At 37.8% G+C, this 16,933-nt stretch carries 14 protein-coding genes and 2 pseudogenes; 11 read left to right on the top strand and 5 right to left on the bottom strand.

Annotation, left to right across the window (positions count from 1 at the left end; translation table 11 throughout):
* Positions 1 to 338 precede the first annotated feature (338 nt).
* The 10 genes and pseudogenes from EMK97_RS14250 to yacG all read left to right on the top strand — a co-directional run bounded on the left by EMK97_RS14250 (position 339) and on the right by yacG (position 9,680).
* Entirely contained in the window at positions 339 to 980 is a 642-nt protein-coding gene (locus EMK97_RS14250) for a class I SAM-dependent methyltransferase (RefSeq protein WP_130603294.1), read from the top strand.
* 70 nt (positions 981 to 1,050) lie between these two features.
* Complete coding sequence (locus EMK97_RS14245; RefSeq protein ID WP_130603292.1) at positions 1,051 to 2,910, top strand: sulfatase-like hydrolase/transferase; 1,860 nt, start codon at positions 1,051 to 1,053, stop codon at positions 2,908 to 2,910.
* Between the two features lie 250 nt (positions 2,911 to 3,160).
* Positions 3,161 to 3,290: pseudogene (locus EMK97_RS19440) on the top strand (pilin); the annotation flags it as partial.
* A gap of 38 nt (positions 3,291 to 3,328) precedes the next feature.
* A pseudogene (locus tag EMK97_RS19435) lies at positions 3,329 to 3,628 on the top strand (pilin); the annotation flags it as partial.
* Between the two features lie 218 nt (positions 3,629 to 3,846).
* Complete coding sequence (gene pilB, locus EMK97_RS14235) at positions 3,847 to 5,547, top strand: type IV-A pilus assembly ATPase PilB (RefSeq protein WP_130603288.1); 1,701 nt, start codon at positions 3,847 to 3,849, stop codon at positions 5,545 to 5,547.
* 128 nt (positions 5,548 to 5,675) lie between these two features.
* Positions 5,676 to 6,923: a type II secretion system F family protein gene (locus EMK97_RS14230; protein ID WP_130603286.1), complete on the top strand. Its 1,248-nt coding sequence runs from the start codon at positions 5,676 to 5,678 to the stop codon at positions 6,921 to 6,923.
* An 80-nt stretch (positions 6,924 to 7,003) separates the two neighbouring features.
* Positions 7,004 to 7,906 (top strand): prepilin peptidase, encoded by a 903-nt coding sequence (locus EMK97_RS14225; RefSeq protein WP_130603284.1) that lies wholly within the window; start codon positions 7,004 to 7,006, stop codon positions 7,904 to 7,906.
* 12 nt (positions 7,907 to 7,918) lie between these two features.
* Complete coding sequence (coaE, locus tag EMK97_RS14220) at positions 7,919 to 8,527, top strand: dephospho-CoA kinase (RefSeq protein ID WP_130603282.1); 609 nt, start codon at positions 7,919 to 7,921, stop codon at positions 8,525 to 8,527.
* Positions 8,528 to 8,637: 110 nt separating this feature from the next.
* Positions 8,638 to 9,384 (top strand): cell division protein ZapD, encoded by a 747-nt coding sequence (gene zapD / locus EMK97_RS14215; RefSeq protein ID WP_130603280.1) that lies wholly within the window; start codon positions 8,638 to 8,640, stop codon positions 9,382 to 9,384.
* 59 nt (positions 9,385 to 9,443) lie between these two features.
* Complete coding sequence (yacG, locus tag EMK97_RS14210) at positions 9,444 to 9,680, top strand: DNA gyrase inhibitor YacG (protein WP_130603278.1); 237 nt, start codon at positions 9,444 to 9,446, stop codon at positions 9,678 to 9,680.
* Between the two features lie 7 nt (positions 9,681 to 9,687).
* On the opposite strand, the gene mutT is transcribed toward yacG, so the two are convergent.
* From mutT to EMK97_RS14195, 3 genes are all read right to left on the bottom strand, one after another.
* The gene (gene mutT, locus EMK97_RS14205) at positions 9,688 to 10,110 is read right to left on the bottom strand and encodes an 8-oxo-dGTP diphosphatase MutT (RefSeq protein ID WP_130603276.1); all 423 of its coding nucleotides are present in this window, start codon (positions 10,108 to 10,110) and stop codon (positions 9,688 to 9,690) included.
* An 80-nt stretch (positions 10,111 to 10,190) separates the two neighbouring features.
* Positions 10,191 to 12,890 (bottom strand): preprotein translocase subunit SecA, encoded by a 2,700-nt coding sequence (gene secA / locus EMK97_RS14200; protein ID WP_130603274.1) that lies wholly within the window; start codon positions 12,888 to 12,890, stop codon positions 10,191 to 10,193.
* A gap of 70 nt (positions 12,891 to 12,960) precedes the next feature.
* Positions 12,961 to 13,905 (bottom strand): M23 family metallopeptidase, encoded by a 945-nt coding sequence (locus EMK97_RS14195; RefSeq protein ID WP_130603272.1) that lies wholly within the window; start codon positions 13,903 to 13,905, stop codon positions 12,961 to 12,963.
* A 58-nt stretch (positions 13,906 to 13,963) separates the two neighbouring features.
* Here EMK97_RS14195 and EMK97_RS14190 point away from each other — a divergent pair, with 58 nt between their 5' ends.
* Positions 13,964 to 14,455, top strand: a complete 492-nt coding sequence (locus tag EMK97_RS14190) for a DUF721 domain-containing protein (protein ID WP_130603270.1) — start codon at positions 13,964 to 13,966, stop codon at positions 14,453 to 14,455.
* 108 nt (positions 14,456 to 14,563) lie between these two features.
* On the opposite strand, the gene lpxC is transcribed toward EMK97_RS14190, so the two are convergent.
* Together lpxC and ftsZ are read right to left on the bottom strand one after the other, a co-directional pair.
* A complete protein-coding gene (gene lpxC, locus EMK97_RS14185; RefSeq protein WP_130603268.1) occupies positions 14,564 to 15,481 on the bottom strand; it encodes a UDP-3-O-acyl-N-acetylglucosamine deacetylase in 918 nt (305 codons plus the stop codon).
* Positions 15,482 to 15,738: 257 nt separating this feature from the next.
* The gene (gene ftsZ / locus EMK97_RS14180) at positions 15,739 to 16,902 is read right to left on the bottom strand and encodes a cell division protein FtsZ (RefSeq protein WP_130603266.1); all 1,164 of its coding nucleotides are present in this window, start codon (positions 16,900 to 16,902) and stop codon (positions 15,739 to 15,741) included.
* Positions 16,903 to 16,933 lie beyond the last annotated feature (31 nt).

The raw sequence follows: 16,933 nt of genomic DNA, 5'->3' as shown, positions 1-16,933 counted from the left end.
TTAAAAAGACTACGCAATTGCCCCTTCGAGCATCGAGTCCAGCGCCCATATTTACTGACAATTCATTAATTATGCTTAATGAAATTAATCAAAAATAATAGACATTTGTAACGTAGGGAGCGCGGATTATACAGAATAACTTAACTAAGATCACGCACATTTTTTAATCTTTTGTGATTTATTTCATATTAATCCTATTCATATAAAATCGCGCCAAAATATAAGATTTACATCTATTCCCATTAATCTTTTTATTTGTGCGATATCTGAATTATGTTAGTTTAAAGGCAGGAGTATTTTAACTGAACATATCAGTTAAACACTGAAATAAACAAACAATGGATACTATGTTTTACAACTATTACAACACCATAATGCGAAATACGGGATTTGATCATAAAATTAATCAGTTTTTGCACTTAAACATTCCAACAAAAAACAACAACTATAAAATCATTGAATTCGGTTGCGGAACAGGCGTAACAGGGCTAACTCTCCTGCAAATTTTTCCTCAAGCAAATTTGGTCTCTACAGATATAAAAAGCCACTTTCTTGAAAAGCTCGAGAAAAACATAGATAAATTAAATGTTAATAGTGAGCGAATAAGTATAGGTGTTTCAGATATTTCTCAACCTCACGTGATTACACTTGCAAATGGAGAAAAAATAGTTCAAGTAAAGGAAGAGTTCGATTTTATATGTGCAGGCGCCAATATTGGCTATGGCGACAATCCGAAAGTATCGATAGAAAAGCTATACGAAATGCTAAAGCCTGGTGGCTCAATTTTGAATTTAGAAATGAATTCAAAATTTTGGGGGCGTTCTATCTCTGCACTATATAACTATGAGATCATTCCAGAAGAGATATTTTCAAATCTTGCATCAAAGCTGGGCGCAGAGATCACCATAACTAAAGTGCCTCTAAAGTTTTTTCCTTTAAACTTAACGCGCACTTTTATTCAAATAAAAAAACCTAAATAAAGCCATATAGGCTTGAATTTTAGTAAGTTATCATCCTCTACTGTACCTGCAAAACAAGGTTAAATACTTAATGCTACATAAAAAATTACTGCCATTTTTAATTTTGTTATCTATGCTGGCGTCGGCAGGCATCTATTTCTTTAATAATTATTCGCTCAAGCTGGTCGTTACACATACACTATTTTGTCTCGCCATTTATTCCTTATGTGCTGCATACACTAAACTCTATGATTCATTTAATGTGATTAATAACTCACCACTATTTAAATCACTCTTATTTGCTTTAGCTTCCACTATATTAATTTTCCTTTATACGGGAAACGCCATTAGCAATTACTTTTGGAAAGCAAATTTGAATCTAAATTTAATTAATCGAATGCTGGAACATTATTATTATCTTAAACCTCTTATGACAGGTTTAATTATGATAGTCATTCCTTTCATTGTTTATATTGTAGTTTTATGCGGCTACATAAGAATATTTAAGTCAATGCGAAAGCCAAATTATAGCGCTAAAAAAGCGGCTTTCTATTACCTCTCAATTTCCTTAATTATTTTTATTCAATTATCAAGTTCAAATATAAGTCGTTCAAAAAATGACCTTAAGGAGTATTTTGTTGGTGAAATGTTCGTAGATCTTATATCAGAATATACAGATCCCCATTTAGATTATGTTAATGATGCCGGTGGCATTAAAGATGAAGTAGCGCAATCACTAGACTATGTGACACAAAGCGAAGAAAATATCGATTATAGTAAGAAAAATATTATCATGATTGTCGTAGACTGCCTCCGAGCCGATAGGTTACAAAGCTATGGTTACCACCGAGATACTACGCCTTTTATTAATAATTTAATTTCACAACACACAAGCCATCAAGTAAAGCATGCTTTTGCTTTATGTGACGAGTCCAAATGCGGAATTCGCTCAATTTTAACATCACGTAATATTGAAGCACAAAATTCACTTGAGTCGAGCCAAAATAGTTTACACCAAAAATTGAAAGACAACGGTTATCAAGTTAATTTTCTACTTAGCTCAGATCATGCGTTTGGCGGCCTTAAACGGGTATACTATCCAAATGATTTCTACCTAGATGGTATAGGGTTTGATGCCTACCCGTTGAATGATGACAGAGGCTTGATATCAGTTTTAGAAAAGTGGCCAAACTATAATGGCAGTCCAAATTACTTTCATTTTCATTTATTTTCTGCACACGAAGCTGGAATATCTTATGGCAAATATTTAGGTAAAGGTGTACATGGCATTAAACCAGGTTTTCTACAAGGTGAACCAATCGAGGCTAGATTTTCCACCACTGATGCCTCTAGTGAGCAACTCAAACATGATGAAATGGATAACGCTATTTATCAAGCTGATTTAATTATTTATCGCATCCATACGCTACTAAAGCAGAAAGGTTACATTGACAATGCTTTGATTATTATTACAGGCGATCATGGTCAGGGATTAAATGAACATGGCTACTACGGCCACATTAAAGGGCTTTATAACGAAAGTCTACGTGTACCATTGATGATAATTGATACAGCTAATAATTCATTAAATTTAACAGAAAGCAATTACGCCAATCAACACGATATTGCACCAACCATTGCAGATATAGTCAATATTGCAAAAGCTCCTACTTGGAAGGGAAAATCATTACAGCAACAAAAATCAGGGGTAACTATTACTACCCATGTTATTCCTAATCGCTCCGCATCGTTTGCTAAAACTATTTATAATCCTAGTGATGGCAGTCTATTTAAATACATCTTTTTATCAAAATATAATGGCTTAACAGAAAGTAGATACCTCTTTAACTTAATTGACGATCCAAAAGAAGAAATTAACCTCTTAAAATTAGCTAACCCAAAAGTCGATTGGCATAATTTTATTAAACAGCATCAACTTGATATTAAGTAGATTTGAACTAGCTATATTTCTGCTCAATTAAAAACCAAAATATGTATTGAACTGACAAAAAGTAAAATATATGCAAATAAAAGTTAACTTGACGTTAAGAATGCGTTATAAACATGCTGCTTATTGAAAAATCAGCAAAAAAATAAAAAAAATACGCAACAAAGTTTTACATTTGTAAAAAATTGTCGCAGTATTAAATCAGCCCCCGTAAAAAATAATGGAAATATTAATTATGAAAAATTTACAACAAATGAAGAAATCAGCTCAAAAGGGTTTCACGTTAATTGAATTAATGATCGTTGTTGCGATTATTGGTATTTTAGCATCAGTTGCCTTACCTGCCTATCAAGATTACACGGTACGTGCGCAAGTTACTGAAGGTGCTGTTGCAGCAGCAGCCTTACGTACTGGTGTAGTAGAAATGTTTGGTACGGATGGTCTAGCTGGCATCGGTCGCTATAAAACAGAAATTGCAAACGATCAGACTAATATTAAGACTAATAGAATAAATGGAGCGACTATCGGTGATGAGGGTCAGGTGACCATAGACTTATCACTTATTAAAGGTGTGGATACTGGTAAAGAGATGCTTCAATTTGTTCCAACAATAAATGGTAATCCGTTAAGTGATACTAACATAACAGGTAGTGTTGAATGGGACTGTAAAGGCACAGGCACTACTATTGAAAAACGTTTCTTACCCGCTGAATGTAGATAACTCTTTATTCTACATAAACAAAAAGCCCCTGAGGGCTTTTTGTTTATCCCCCTTAATTTACCTATATAAATTTTCTCAATATCTGCCTATTCATTACGAACGCCAGTACCGTATAGTAAACGTAAATATCAAATCCTTATGTGCTTTTACCTATTTATAAGTTACACTCAGATGTAGTAATACAAATTTATAATTTCCAAAAGGTTATCTCTAAGACAATGAAAGGAAGCCATCAACAATCGAGCGTTTTCTCTGCGCTTGCCAAACAAAATCTTGTTCCGTTAGAGATGGCCGACGAGATTTGGGCAGACTTTGCCGATAAGAAAAAGCCCTTCATACGCTACTTAGTTGAAAATAGAGACATAGATGCTCAGCAAATCGCAAAAGCATTATCTAAAAACTTTGGTTACCCACAAATACAGCTTTCAAGCTTTGATACCAGCTTAATTCCTGAAGGCATCCGCAACGAAAAATTAATTACTAAGCACAATGCTCTGCCATTATATTTACGCGGCAAAGTGCTATTCGTTGCCATGTCAGATCCAACCAACTTGGATGCCTTAGAGGAAATACAATTTAACACTGGCTATAGTACAGAGCTTGTTCTTTGTGATGAGCCGAGCTTACAAGCTTGCATTGAAAAAGTACTAGAAGATGAAAGTGATGCCCTTGATATCAGCGATATTGATTCAGATGAACTTTCTGGCTTAGATGTACAAGAAACTAAGCAAGAGGAAAGTTCCGTTACTGGTGAAGACGATGCGCCCATTGTTGTCTTTATCAATAAAATACTGTTAGATGCGATAAAAAAAGGCGCTTCCGATTTACATTTTGAGCCTTATGAAAAAGCCTTTCGTATCCGTTTTCGTGTTGATGGTATATTAACTGAAATTGCAAGACCTCCTGTTTCACTTGCAGCGAGAATGGCTGCTCGCTTAAAGGTTATGTCAAAGCTAGATATTGCCGAACGCCGAGTGCCACAAGATGGTCGTATTAAGCTAGCGCTATCGCAAAAAAAATCAATAGATTTTCGTGTAAGCACCCTACCCACTATGTGGGGTGAAAAAATCGTAATGCGTATTTTGGACTCTTCTAGTGCCATGCTAGGTATTGATATGCTCGGATATGAAGCCGATCAAAAAGCCATTTATATGGACGCATTAGCACAGCCTCAAGGTATGATTTTAGTAACAGGGCCTACCGGTTCAGGTAAAACAGTATCACTTTATACCGGTTTAAATATTCTAAACACCCCAGAGCGCAATATTTCCACCGCAGAAGATCCAGTCGAAATTAACTTGGAAGGTATCAACCAAGTACAAATTAATACCAAGGCGGGTTTAACTTTCCCAAGTGCACTACGCTCTTTCTTACGACAAGATCCAGATATAGTTATGGTTGGTGAGATTCGTGACTTAGAAACCGCCGAAATTGCCATAAAAGCAGCGCAAACTGGTCACTTGGTTTTATCTACACTACATACCAACTCAGCAGCGGAAACTTTAACCCGTTTACTTAATATGGGCGTTCCATCCTATAATGTTGCTAGCTCAGTTTCTATTATCATTGCCCAACGTCTTGCCAGACGATTATGCCCACAATGTAAAGGAGAAGAAAATTTATCAGAAGCACAATTAAAAGAGCAAGGTTTCCCTGAAGATAAATTATCAGAAATCACCTTATATAAACCTGTAGGCTGCACTCATTGTACTAATGGTTATAAAGGTCGTGTCGGTATTTATGAGGTCATTGAGATAACACCGACCATAGCAAGTATTATTATGGAAGGTGGCACCTCTCTTGATATAGCTACTCAGTGCCAAAAAGAAGGCTACAATAACTTAAGACAATCTGGCCTAGTTAAAGCGATGAATGGTATGACTAGCTTAGAAGAAGTAAACCGTGTCACAAGTGGTTAATTACCTTATGTTAATTCACTAGCCATAATGCGGGATTTAAGGTAAGTTTACAGCAAATGGATTAATCACTTTCAACTAGCTATTATTTAATAATATCTTAAAAGAAATATAATTGACTAGGTACCAATATGGCAGTATCAGCAAAAAAAGCCGCAAATAAACCCAAAGAACTCGATGTTTTTATCTGGAATGGCGTAAATCGCAAAGGTAAGAAAATAAATGGTGAGCTTCCTGCCAATAATATTATCGAACTAAAAGCCCAGCTTAGAAAACAAGGAATCACGCCAAGTAGGGTAAAGAAAAAGCCTAAGCCTTTATTTGGCATTGGCGGTGGCGACAAAGCTATAAAGCCTGCCGATATTGCTGTTATTACCAGACAAATAGCTACCATGTTGGGTGCGGGTGTACCATTAGTGCAAAGCATTGAAATGATAGGCAAGGGACATGATAACGGTAATATGCGCAAACTTTTGGCAGAAATTGGTACTAAATTGGCCTCCGGTATACCACTATCTGACTGTTTAAGAGAACATCCTAAATACTTTGATGATTTGTATTGTGACTTAGTCGCCTCTGGTGAACAATCTGGTGCTTTAGAAACCATCTACGGCCGAATTGCTACGTACAAAGAAAAAGCAGAAGCGTTAAAAGCAAAAATTAAGAAAGCCATGACCTATCCTATCTCAGTCTTAGTCATTGCTGCCATCGTCACCTCAATTTTACTTATTTTTGTAGTGCCTGTTTTCCAAGATATTTTCAATGGATTTGGTGCTGAACTACCTGCATTTACCTTATTAGTTATTGCCATATCAGAATTTATGCAGGCGTATTGGTATATGGGTCTAGGGGCTATATTTGCCTTTATATATCTATTTAAGCGAGTTCATCGAAGCAATCAAAAATTTAGAGATAACGTTGATAAAGCTATCTTGAAATTGCCTGTTTTTGGCGATTTATTGGAAAAAGCTGCTGTTGCTCGCTATGCACGAACTTTATCAACTACCTTTGCTGCCGGGGTACCGCTGATAGATGCTTTGGAATCTGCCGCAGGAGCCTCTGGCAATGCCGTTTTTCGTGATGCCATTTTAGAAATTCGTAATGAGGTAGCCTCAGGTATGCAAATGAACTTAGCGATGCGTAACTCTAGCATTTTCCCTGATATGGTTATTCAAATGGTAGCAATAGGTGAGGAGTCAGGTGCAGTAGATGATATGCTATCTAAGGTAGCTAATGTGTATGAAGCAGAAGTAGACAATGCTGTTGATAACTTAACCGCATTATTAGAGCCTATGATTATGGCTTTCCTTGGTGTAGTAATTGGTGGGCTTATCATTGCAATGTACTTACCTATCTTCCAAATTGGCTCTATTGTTTAATATCAACTCCTTATTGAGGCTATATTTGCTTTTTACGCTTATAGCCTCATTATTCGACTTCAATTTCAAGAAGGCTTTCCGTGTTTAATTTCTCGTTTTTAAATGACATTACTGAACTCTTTCAACAGTCACCCGCCTATTTTTATGTTTCAATTGCCTTACTTTCCCTTTGCATCGGTAGTTTCTTAAACGTGGTTATCTATCGTTTACCGAAAATGATGGAATATACCTGGTACCATGAATGCCGCGACTTTTTATATGATGAAGTTAAAGATATTAAGCCTAAAGAAATGCAAGAAGTCACCCTCTCTAAGCCAGATTCAACTTGCCCAAGCTGTGGACATAAAATCAGATATTACGAAAACATTCCTGTATTAAGCTGGCTATTTTTAAGAGGTAAATGTAGCCAATGTAAGACTAAGATTTCAGCGCGCTACCCCATAATAGAAGCAACAACCACTGTTTTAAGCCTTGTTATCGCTCAACATTTTGGTGTTAGTGCACAAACATTTTGGTTGCTGATTTTAACTTGGTGTTTAATTGCGCTTACTATGATTGATTTTGATCATATGTTGCTACCTGATCAAATCACCTTACCGCTATTATGGCTTGGTCTATTACTAAACATTAATGAAACCTTTGTCCCCTTGCAAGATGCAGTAATTGGTGCCGCAGCTGGTTATATGAGTTTATTTAGCGTTTTTTGGCTATTTAAATTACTGACAGGCAAAGAAGGTATGGGCTTTGGTGATTTTAAACTTCTTGCTGTATTTGGTGCTTGGGCAGGCTGGCAATTACTGCCTTTACTTATTTTAATGGCCTCAGTTGTCGGCGCTATAATAGGTATCGCGCTTATGGTTTTCAACAATCATAAAAAAGAGCAAGCAATTCCTTTTGGTCCTTATATAGCCATTGCTGGGTGGATAACCATTCTTTGGGGTGAAAGCATTTGGTCTTGGTATTTGCTCCAACTTGGCGGCTAAGGTAATACTCTAATGTCAAACCTCATTATAGGACTTACAGGTGGTATTGGCAGCGGTAAAACCACTGTTACCAATATGTTTCAGGCTTTAGATATAGATATTATCGATGCCGACATTATCGCTAGAGAAGTTGTCGCACCAAACAGTTATGCACTAGAAAAAATTGTTGAACACTTTGGTAATAATTATTTAACAGAGCAAGGCCAATTAAATAGGGCTAAGTTACGCTCTACCATCTTCTCAAGTCAAGATGCAAAACAGTGGCTAAACAACCTACTTCACCCATTAATTCGCGATGAAATAATTAAACAAACTAAAGCAGCAAACAGTAATTACTGTATTTTAGTTGCACCTCTTTTGGTTGAAAATAATTTATTACATTTAGTCGATAGAGTTTTGGTGATAGATGTAGAAGAATGTACTCAGCTAAAAAGAACCTTAGCACGTGATACTAGCTCCGCTGATGAAATAAAAGCCATCATGGCAAGCCAAGCATCCAGAGAGCAGCGCTTAGCTAAAGCAGATGATATTATTAATAATGATGGCGACAACCTTGCTCAAGTTCAGCAGCAAGTTAGTGAACTTAATACAACTTATCATACTTTGGCAGCGAAGCTTTAATCACATAACACAGTACTGCCTAAAAGATAAACAATAAAAAGGTCGCCATTTTTGTGCGCAATGGTTAGTATTAACAAAAACAATAATTTGAGTTATTAAAGTAATTTACGATGTCATCAGTTTTATATGAACACCCTCTTAACGAGCGTATCAGAAACTACCTAAAATTAGAGCAGCTATTTGCTTTGACATCTCACTGTATTAACAAGCAAATTACTATTAATCATCAAGTTTTCTTTAATTCATTGTTTGCTATTCAAGATACCCTAGAACGTAACGACGTCAGAGGCGATTTAATTAAAGATCTTGAAAAGTTAGAGCAAAGCTTAGTTATTTGGTCTAAAGCCCCAGATATAGACACCACAGCGCTTGAAGAGAACTTAGCGCAAACAGTAAAGCTCATTGGTAAACTAAAAATCTCAACGCCAAATTGGTATCAGCTAAAAGAAGATAAGTTTCTTGCCGGCTTGAAGCAGCGCTTTGCTATTCAAGGAGGTAGTTGCTCTTTCGATTTACCACAATTGCAATTTTGGTTGCATCAAAGTGAAGAGCAATTAACAGAAGACGCCACACAATGGTTAACAGCATTAAATGAAATAAATGACTCGCTAACCTTGGTACTTAGATTTGTTCGTCAACGCGCTGATTTTGAAACGATTGAAACTGATAGTGGCTTTTATCAGGATAATGGCGAAGGACTCTTATTATTGAGAATAAAGCTGCCAACTCATTGTCCTTTTTATCCTACCGTAAGCGGTAATAAATACCGCTACTCTATACGCTTTATGCTACCTTGCCAGCATACTGGTCGACGATATTCTAACCAAGCAACCAGCTTTCAACTAGCTCGCTGTTAGAAAATAGCCTTAATAAACGATATAATAATAGCTATCACTAATTATTACCGCTATACATTATGACACTAACCGTATCTTGCCCTACCTGCCAACAACAAGTCACTTGGCATGAAAAGAGCGAATTTCGCCCTTTTTGTAGTAAGCGCTGCCAATTAATCGACTTAGGCGACTGGGCAGAAGAAACCCATAAAATAAGCCAGCCAATGCAAAGTCATACTCCTTTAAGTGAAGACATGATAGATGCACTAGAAGATGAATTTTTACTTAACAACAAGTTCTTTGTCGAGCCTGAATAACCTTCAATTATTGAGCGCTACTTAAGGTCTCTAAAATAGCCTTGTTAGCTGCGGGTAAGTCTAACTCATGTAACTGGGCTAACGTAAACCAAGCCTGTTGCTGTCCTTCTTGTGCTGTAGGCTTACCTTGATAATTATCAACAAGAAAAACATCTAAGCACACTTTTTTATCGCCATAATCATGCATGATTTCAATTAACGGCTGACAAGATAAAACCTCTATCGCCACTTCTTCTTTTAACTCTCTAGCAAGCGCTTGTGCCACAGTTTCATTCGCTTCAACCTTACCGCCGGGAAACTCCCACTTACCGCCTTGATGAACATGTTGGTGGCGCTTGGTTAAAAAGTACTGCTTAGCTTCTTGCTCAGTTTCTTGCTCTGTTTGCTGGCTGCAAATTACACCGACAGCGACATGAACCGTTTGCGTCATTATTAACTCCGTTTTTCCAATAATTTAAAGCATAAAAAAAGCTGCCGTAAGTAGGCAGCTTTCTAGTAAACAACATTAAGCTAGCTTAACTTACCATGACATTGCTTATATTTCTTACCTGAGCCACATGGACATGGCTCATTACGACCAACACGTGGCATTTGCGGCTTATCGCTCACTGCATTAGTAGACTCATGCTGGAAGTCTTTAGGTACTTCCTCTGCTTTTCTATGTTGCTCTTCTACCGCTTCCACATCTGATTCAGCACGAATTTGCACTTTAGATAAAATACCTACCACATCAAATTTTAAGTTATCTAACATATCAGTAAATAACTCAAACGATTCACGCTTATATTCCTGTTTAGGATTCTTTTGTGCATGAGCACGTAAACCAATACCTTGACGTAAGTGATCCATCGCAGATAGATGATCTTTCCAATGTGAATCAAGGCTCTGCAGCATAACAGCTTTCTCAAACTGTCTTAATACTTCAGGGCCCACTGCTTCTTCTTTTTCTTTATATGCTTGCTCAAATGCAGCAATAATTTTCTCACGTAAAGTTTCTTCATGAAGTTTTTCATCTTCCTCAAGCCACTTTGCGATAGGTAAATCTGTAGCAAACTCACCTTTTAGCTGATCTTCTAAACCACTTACATCCCACATTTCAGCTAATGATTGTGGTGGAATATGTTGATCTATAATGCTATTGATTACATCACTACGAATAGCAGCTACTACTTCAGCAATATCTGACTCATCAAGTAATTCATTACGTTGCTCATAAATAACACCACGTTGATCATTGGCAACATCATCATACTCAAGTAACTGCTTACGCATATCAAAGTTTCTACCTTCAACTTTCCGCTGAGCATTTTCGATACTACGTGTCACCCAAGGGTGCTCAATGGCTTCGCCACGTTCCATGCCCAATTTACGCATCATATTTGAAATTCGCTCTGACGCGAAAATGCGCATAAGTGAATCTTCCATGGATAAGTAAAAACGTGTTGCGCCTGGATCACCTTGACGGCCCGAACGGCCACGTAGCTGATTATCTATACGACGAGATTCATGGCGTTCAGTGGCAATAATTTTTAAACCGCCAAGAGATTTAACGCGCTCATGATCAATTTTCCACTGCTCTTTTACTTTCGCAATTTGCTCTTCGGTAGGATTATTTAACTTCGCGATGGCAGCATCTAAATTACCGCCTAAAACAATATCAGTACCACGACCCGCCATGTTCGTAGCTATAGTTACCGCACCTTCTTTACCGGCTTCGGCAACAATTTCTGCTTCTTGTTGGTGGAACTTAGCATTGAGCACTTTATGCTTAATCTTAGCTTTCTTTAAATAGTTCGATAAAAATTCTGAGGTTTCAATGGCTATGGTACCAACTAATACTGGCTGACCACGCTCGACACAATCTTTGATATCTTCAAGAATTGCTTCAAATTTCTCTTCTGCTGTAAGGTAAATCAAATCTGCCATATCATCACGAATCATGGCTCTATTGGTTGGAATAATGACTGTTTCCAAACCATAAATATGATTAAACTCAAACGCTTCTGTATCAGCAGTACCTGTCATACCTGACAGTTTTTCATAGATTCTAAAGTAGTTTTGGAACGTTATTGACGCTAATGTTTGGTTTTCATTTTGAATAGTTACACCTTCTTTTGCTTCAACGGCTTGATGTAAACCTTCTGACCAACGACGCCCTTCCATTGTACGACCTGTGTGCTCGTCAACAATAACAATCTCACCATCCTTAACAATATAGTCGACATCTTTTTGGAACAACTTATGTGCTCGAAGCGCAGCCATGACATGATGTAACAAGGTAATGTTTGCTGCAGAGAAAAGCGTATCACCTTCCTTAAGCAAACCTTTTTCAGTCATGATCTCTTCAATACGAACTTGACCACGCTCTGTTAAATAAATCTGCTTAGCTTTTTCATCAATGGTGAAGTCACCCTCAACAAAGTCTGCCGACTGACCAGTATCTGCGTCTTTATCTTCTTCGCTTTGTACTTCTAATGTCGGTACTATGGTATTAATGCTCTTGTATAATTCAGAGCTATCTTCAGCCTGGCCAGAAATAATCAGCGGTGTACGCGCTTCATCAATTAAGATTGAGTCAACTTCATCGACAATGGCAAAATGTAATGGTTTTTGTGCGCGTTCATTCGGTGAAAACACCATATTATCGCGAAGATAATCAAAACCAAATTCATTGTTAGTACCGTAAGTAATATCGGCTTGATAAGCAGCTTGTTTTGCCTGTGTAGATAAACCTGGAATATTACAGCCAACCGTTAAACCTAAAAATTCAAATAAAGGACGACTCCAATCGGCATCACGTTGCGCAAGGTAGTCATTCACAGTAATAACATGAACACCTTTACCTGTTAACGCATTTAAATAAGATGGTAGCGTAGCTGTGAGTGTTTTACCTTCACCGGTACGCATTTCAGCAATTTTACCGTCATTTAACACCATACCGCCGATCATTTGTACGTCAAAATGGCGCATACCAAAAACACGCTTGCTTGCTTCTCTAACAACCGCAAATGCTTCAGGTAGTATCGACTCTAAAGTATCACCGTTTGCTAAACGCTCTTTAAATTCTGCTGTTTTTGCCTTTAACTCTTCATCACTTAGGGCTTCAATAACCGGCTCTAGTGCATTTATTTTTTTTACTTCTTTGCGCATTTGCTTTAGTAATCTGTCATTGCGACTACCAAACATTTTTGTTAACAAGTTTACAAACATCTTTTTTAAACCATTTATTGAATTTACTACGTGGAACTCATTTCCATCGATTGTGAATATTATGACTAAATTATTTTTTCTTTGCTTTGCGATAAACGTACTTTATCGGATTTATCTGGGTATTATTTCTTAAAATTTCATAGTGAACATGCGGGCCAGTTGAACGGCCTGTACTGCCCATTTTTGCTATTATTTGTCCTTTAGTTACCACGTCGCCCACTTTAACTAAAATAGTTTTATTATGGCCATAACGGGTTTTGTAACCATCACCATGATCAATTTCAATAAGCTGACCATAACCATAACGCTTGTCAGCCCAACTTACCACGCCCGCACCCGTTGCAATCACGCCTGTACCTTCTTTACCTGCAAAATCAACTCCCTTATGCATGGTAGGTCTTCCATGAAAAGGATCTTTACGCATACCGTAATAAGAAGACAACCAACCTTTTACAATAGGGCGGCCTGATAAATACAAACTATTTTCTATATGGTGACCAAAGTTGAGAGATTCAAGCATTTGCAATTGTTTTTCTTCATGCCTTAATTGATTTTCAAGATCAAGGGTATCAGCTAATAGCTGAGTCATTGATTTCTTTTCAACGTCACTTGGACTAATGGCAGGGCCACCACTTGGTGGTAGTTGAGAAAAGTTAAATTCTTTTTCCGGAATATTAGCATCATCAGCCAAACGCTCTCCCAGAGCATTCAATCTCAATACTTGACTTTGTAACTCAGCAAACTTAATAGTCAGCGCTGCTATTTGTTGCTCTTTTGCTAAAGAGTTTGATGCAGCTATTTGCTGCTGTTCCATGTTACCTGTTGAGCTAGGCACTGGCTGTATTTCATTAGTACTCGCATGATACTGCGATTCAAATTGATTCATCGGCATCATCAGGTGCACAACAAGCCCAGATAGCAATGCAAACACCACAACAGCCGATAGCCAATGCGCTTTCTTAAGCTGCATTGAAAATCTAACATTTTTTCCTCGGTATAGTAGTGTTAAACTCATAGTTAACTTAGTGACTAATCACTTCTTAATTTTTGGCTGTATCTTTGGGGAAGTATTTATGGCTCGAAAGCCAAAAAAACCACTGAATATGACGACGCTGCTGCAATCGACGACAGGCACTTTGGCACATATTCAGGCAAAAACCAACTCTTTGACGATATTAGCCGACATTGTACGACAAATTTGCCCTGATTTACCAGAAGAGGTATGGCATATTGCTAACTTTCATCAGGAAACCTTAGTAATTGAAATAAAATCTCCCGTGTGGGGACAAAGATTACAATTTGAACGCAATAGGATATGTCAGCAGCTAGCACAACAAACGCATGGAGAACTCAGTAAAATAGCCATTAGAGTCAACCCTAAGGGCTTTGTTGCCGAGCAAAAGCTGCAAACTAAGGCGAGTCAACAGTCACTAAACCAAACGGCTCAAAGTGAATTTAGGCCAAATAAACAAGCTGGCGAACATTTTGCTGAGATAGCGCAAACAGCGCCGAAAGGCTTAAAAGAAAAGCTAGAGAAATTAGCGCGAGCGGCTAAAAACAAGTAATAGCCTGTAAAATACAGGTAATAGCCAGTAAAACTGGCTCGCTACAAAAACGAAAAAAGCCAAGTAACAACTTGGCTTTTTAATAGGGATCGAATATCTAGCTAACGGTTAAAATGCCGCCACGTTAATTTCTTGATACTCAATAGGTGATTGCACATCACCTTCATACGTAACCCATTCCCAAGCATCTTCACGCTTAAACACTTCTCTAAGCAACATGTTGTTAAGACCATGGCCTGATTTATAAGCGTTTAACTCACCTAAAATGCTTGCACTACCCATATATAGATCACCGATAGCATCTAAGATTTTATGCTTAACAAACTCGTCATCATAACGAAGTTCATTCTTGTTAAGCATACGGTATTCATCTAATACAATCGCATTTTCCAAACTACCACCTAATGCCAGATTATGTGAGCGTAAAAACTCAATGTCTTTCATAAAACCAAAGGTTCTAGCACGGCTAATTTCTTTAATAAAAGAACAGCTAGAAAAGTCCATGGTCATGGTTTGACAAGTAGCAGCAATCACAGGGTGATCAAATTCAATAGCAAAATTAACTTTAAAGCCTTCATAAGGCAGTAACTCTGCCCATTTATCACCTTCTTCTACTCTAATTGGCTTTTTGATACGTAAAAAACGTTTCGCTACGTTTAAGGTTTCAATACCAACAGATTGAATAAGGTAAACAAAAGGTAAAGCACTGCCATCCATAATTGGGATTTCAGGGGCATCAACATCAATAATAAGATTGTCGATACCTAAACCTGCAACTGCAGATAATAAGTGCTCAACCGTAGAAATTTTTACATTTTGCGGGTTAACTAAACAAGTACATAAGGTTGTTTCACCAACTGCTTCAGGTGTTGCTTTAATATCAACAACTGGATCTAAATCAACACGGCGAAAGATAATACCGGTGTTTGCTGGCGCAGGACGGAGAGTGACCTGCACTTTTTCACCTTTATGTAATCCAACACCTACGGTTGATACGCTATTTTTTAATGTACGTTGCTTAATCATATTAGCCTCGCTTCAATCCAATATATTTCGCCAGCGCTTAAGCGCATACTAATCTAAATGCGATACAAATCAACACTCTTCAGACCAGTGCGTTTTGACGGGCGCACAATATATCAAAAAAAACTAAATAAATCAAAACCTATAGCAAATCACACTAACTTACCTAGTATTTTAATTCTTTGTTTCCTTTGTCAGCATACTATCACTAACTTGTAACTTTCTACGGTTACTTTGTCGTTATTTTGTAAGAATTTAAATTAGTCCGCTTGCTTTCTTAAAAACGCCGGAATATCTAAATAATTATCTAAATCTGCTGCTGCTACCTTCTGGACATTGCTATCAGTCATAGTCACAGTTTCAGTTACTGGCTGAGATTGCGGCGCTGCTGTTGGCGTATAATCAGCGCCAACTACTTTCGCCTCAACCGCAGGCATAGGGTTCACTAAAGTAATATCAGGCTTAACCTCTGCACCAATACCTGTAGCAACAACAGTAACACGTAACTCTTCAGTCATTTCAGGATCAATAACTGCACCGACAACAACAGTGGCATTTTCTGAAGCAAATGCTTTTACCGCATTACCAACGGTTTCAAACTCATCAATGCTGATATCCATACCCGCAGTAATATTAACTAAGATGCCACGCGCACCAGCTAAATCAACATCTTCTAGTAATGGACTTGAAATTGCAGCTTCTGCCGCTTCTTCAGCTCTATCTTCACCAGAAGCAATACCTGAGCCCATCATAGCTGTGCCCATTTCAGACATCACCGTGCGAACATCAGCAAAATCCACGTTGATTAAACCAGGACGTGTAATTAATTCAGCAATACCTTGAACAGCGCCAAGTAAGACATTATTTGCCGCTTTAAAGGCATCTAATAAGCTTGTACCTGGTCCAAGTACTTTAAGTAACTTTTCATTAGGAATGGTAATTAATGAGTCAACATTTTTACCTAAGAACTCAATACCTTGATCGGCATAGTTCATACGCTTTTTTCCTTCAAATGGGAATGGCTTAGTCACTACAGCAACGGTCAAAATACCCATTTCTTTAGCAACTTCAGCAACGACAGGTGCTGCACCAGTACCTGTACCACCGCCCATACCAGCAGCAATAAAGATCATATCAGCACCTTCTAAGGTTTGTCTGATAGTTTCTCTATCTTCTTCTGCCGCACAACGACCAATTTCTGGGTTTGCGCCAGCACCTAAGCCTTTAGTTACATCAGCACCAAGCTGCAAAGTAACATTAGCAGATGAATTACGCAGCGCCTGAGAATCAGTATTTGCCGTAATAAATTCAACACCTTCAATAGTTTGCGATACCATATGCTCAACAGCGTTACCGCCACCGCCACCGACACCGATAACTTTGATTACCGCCTCTTCGTTATGATCTTCCATCAATTCAAACATTTTCTCTCTCCGTTTTCACTTAACAATTTGT

This window comes from Litorilituus sediminis (assembly GCF_004295665.1).
GTDB lineage: Bacteria > Pseudomonadota > Gammaproteobacteria > Enterobacterales > Alteromonadaceae > Colwellia > Colwellia sediminis.
The sequence above is the reverse complement of the archived record's forward strand: the minus strand, read 5'-3'. Positions and strand labels throughout refer to the sequence as shown.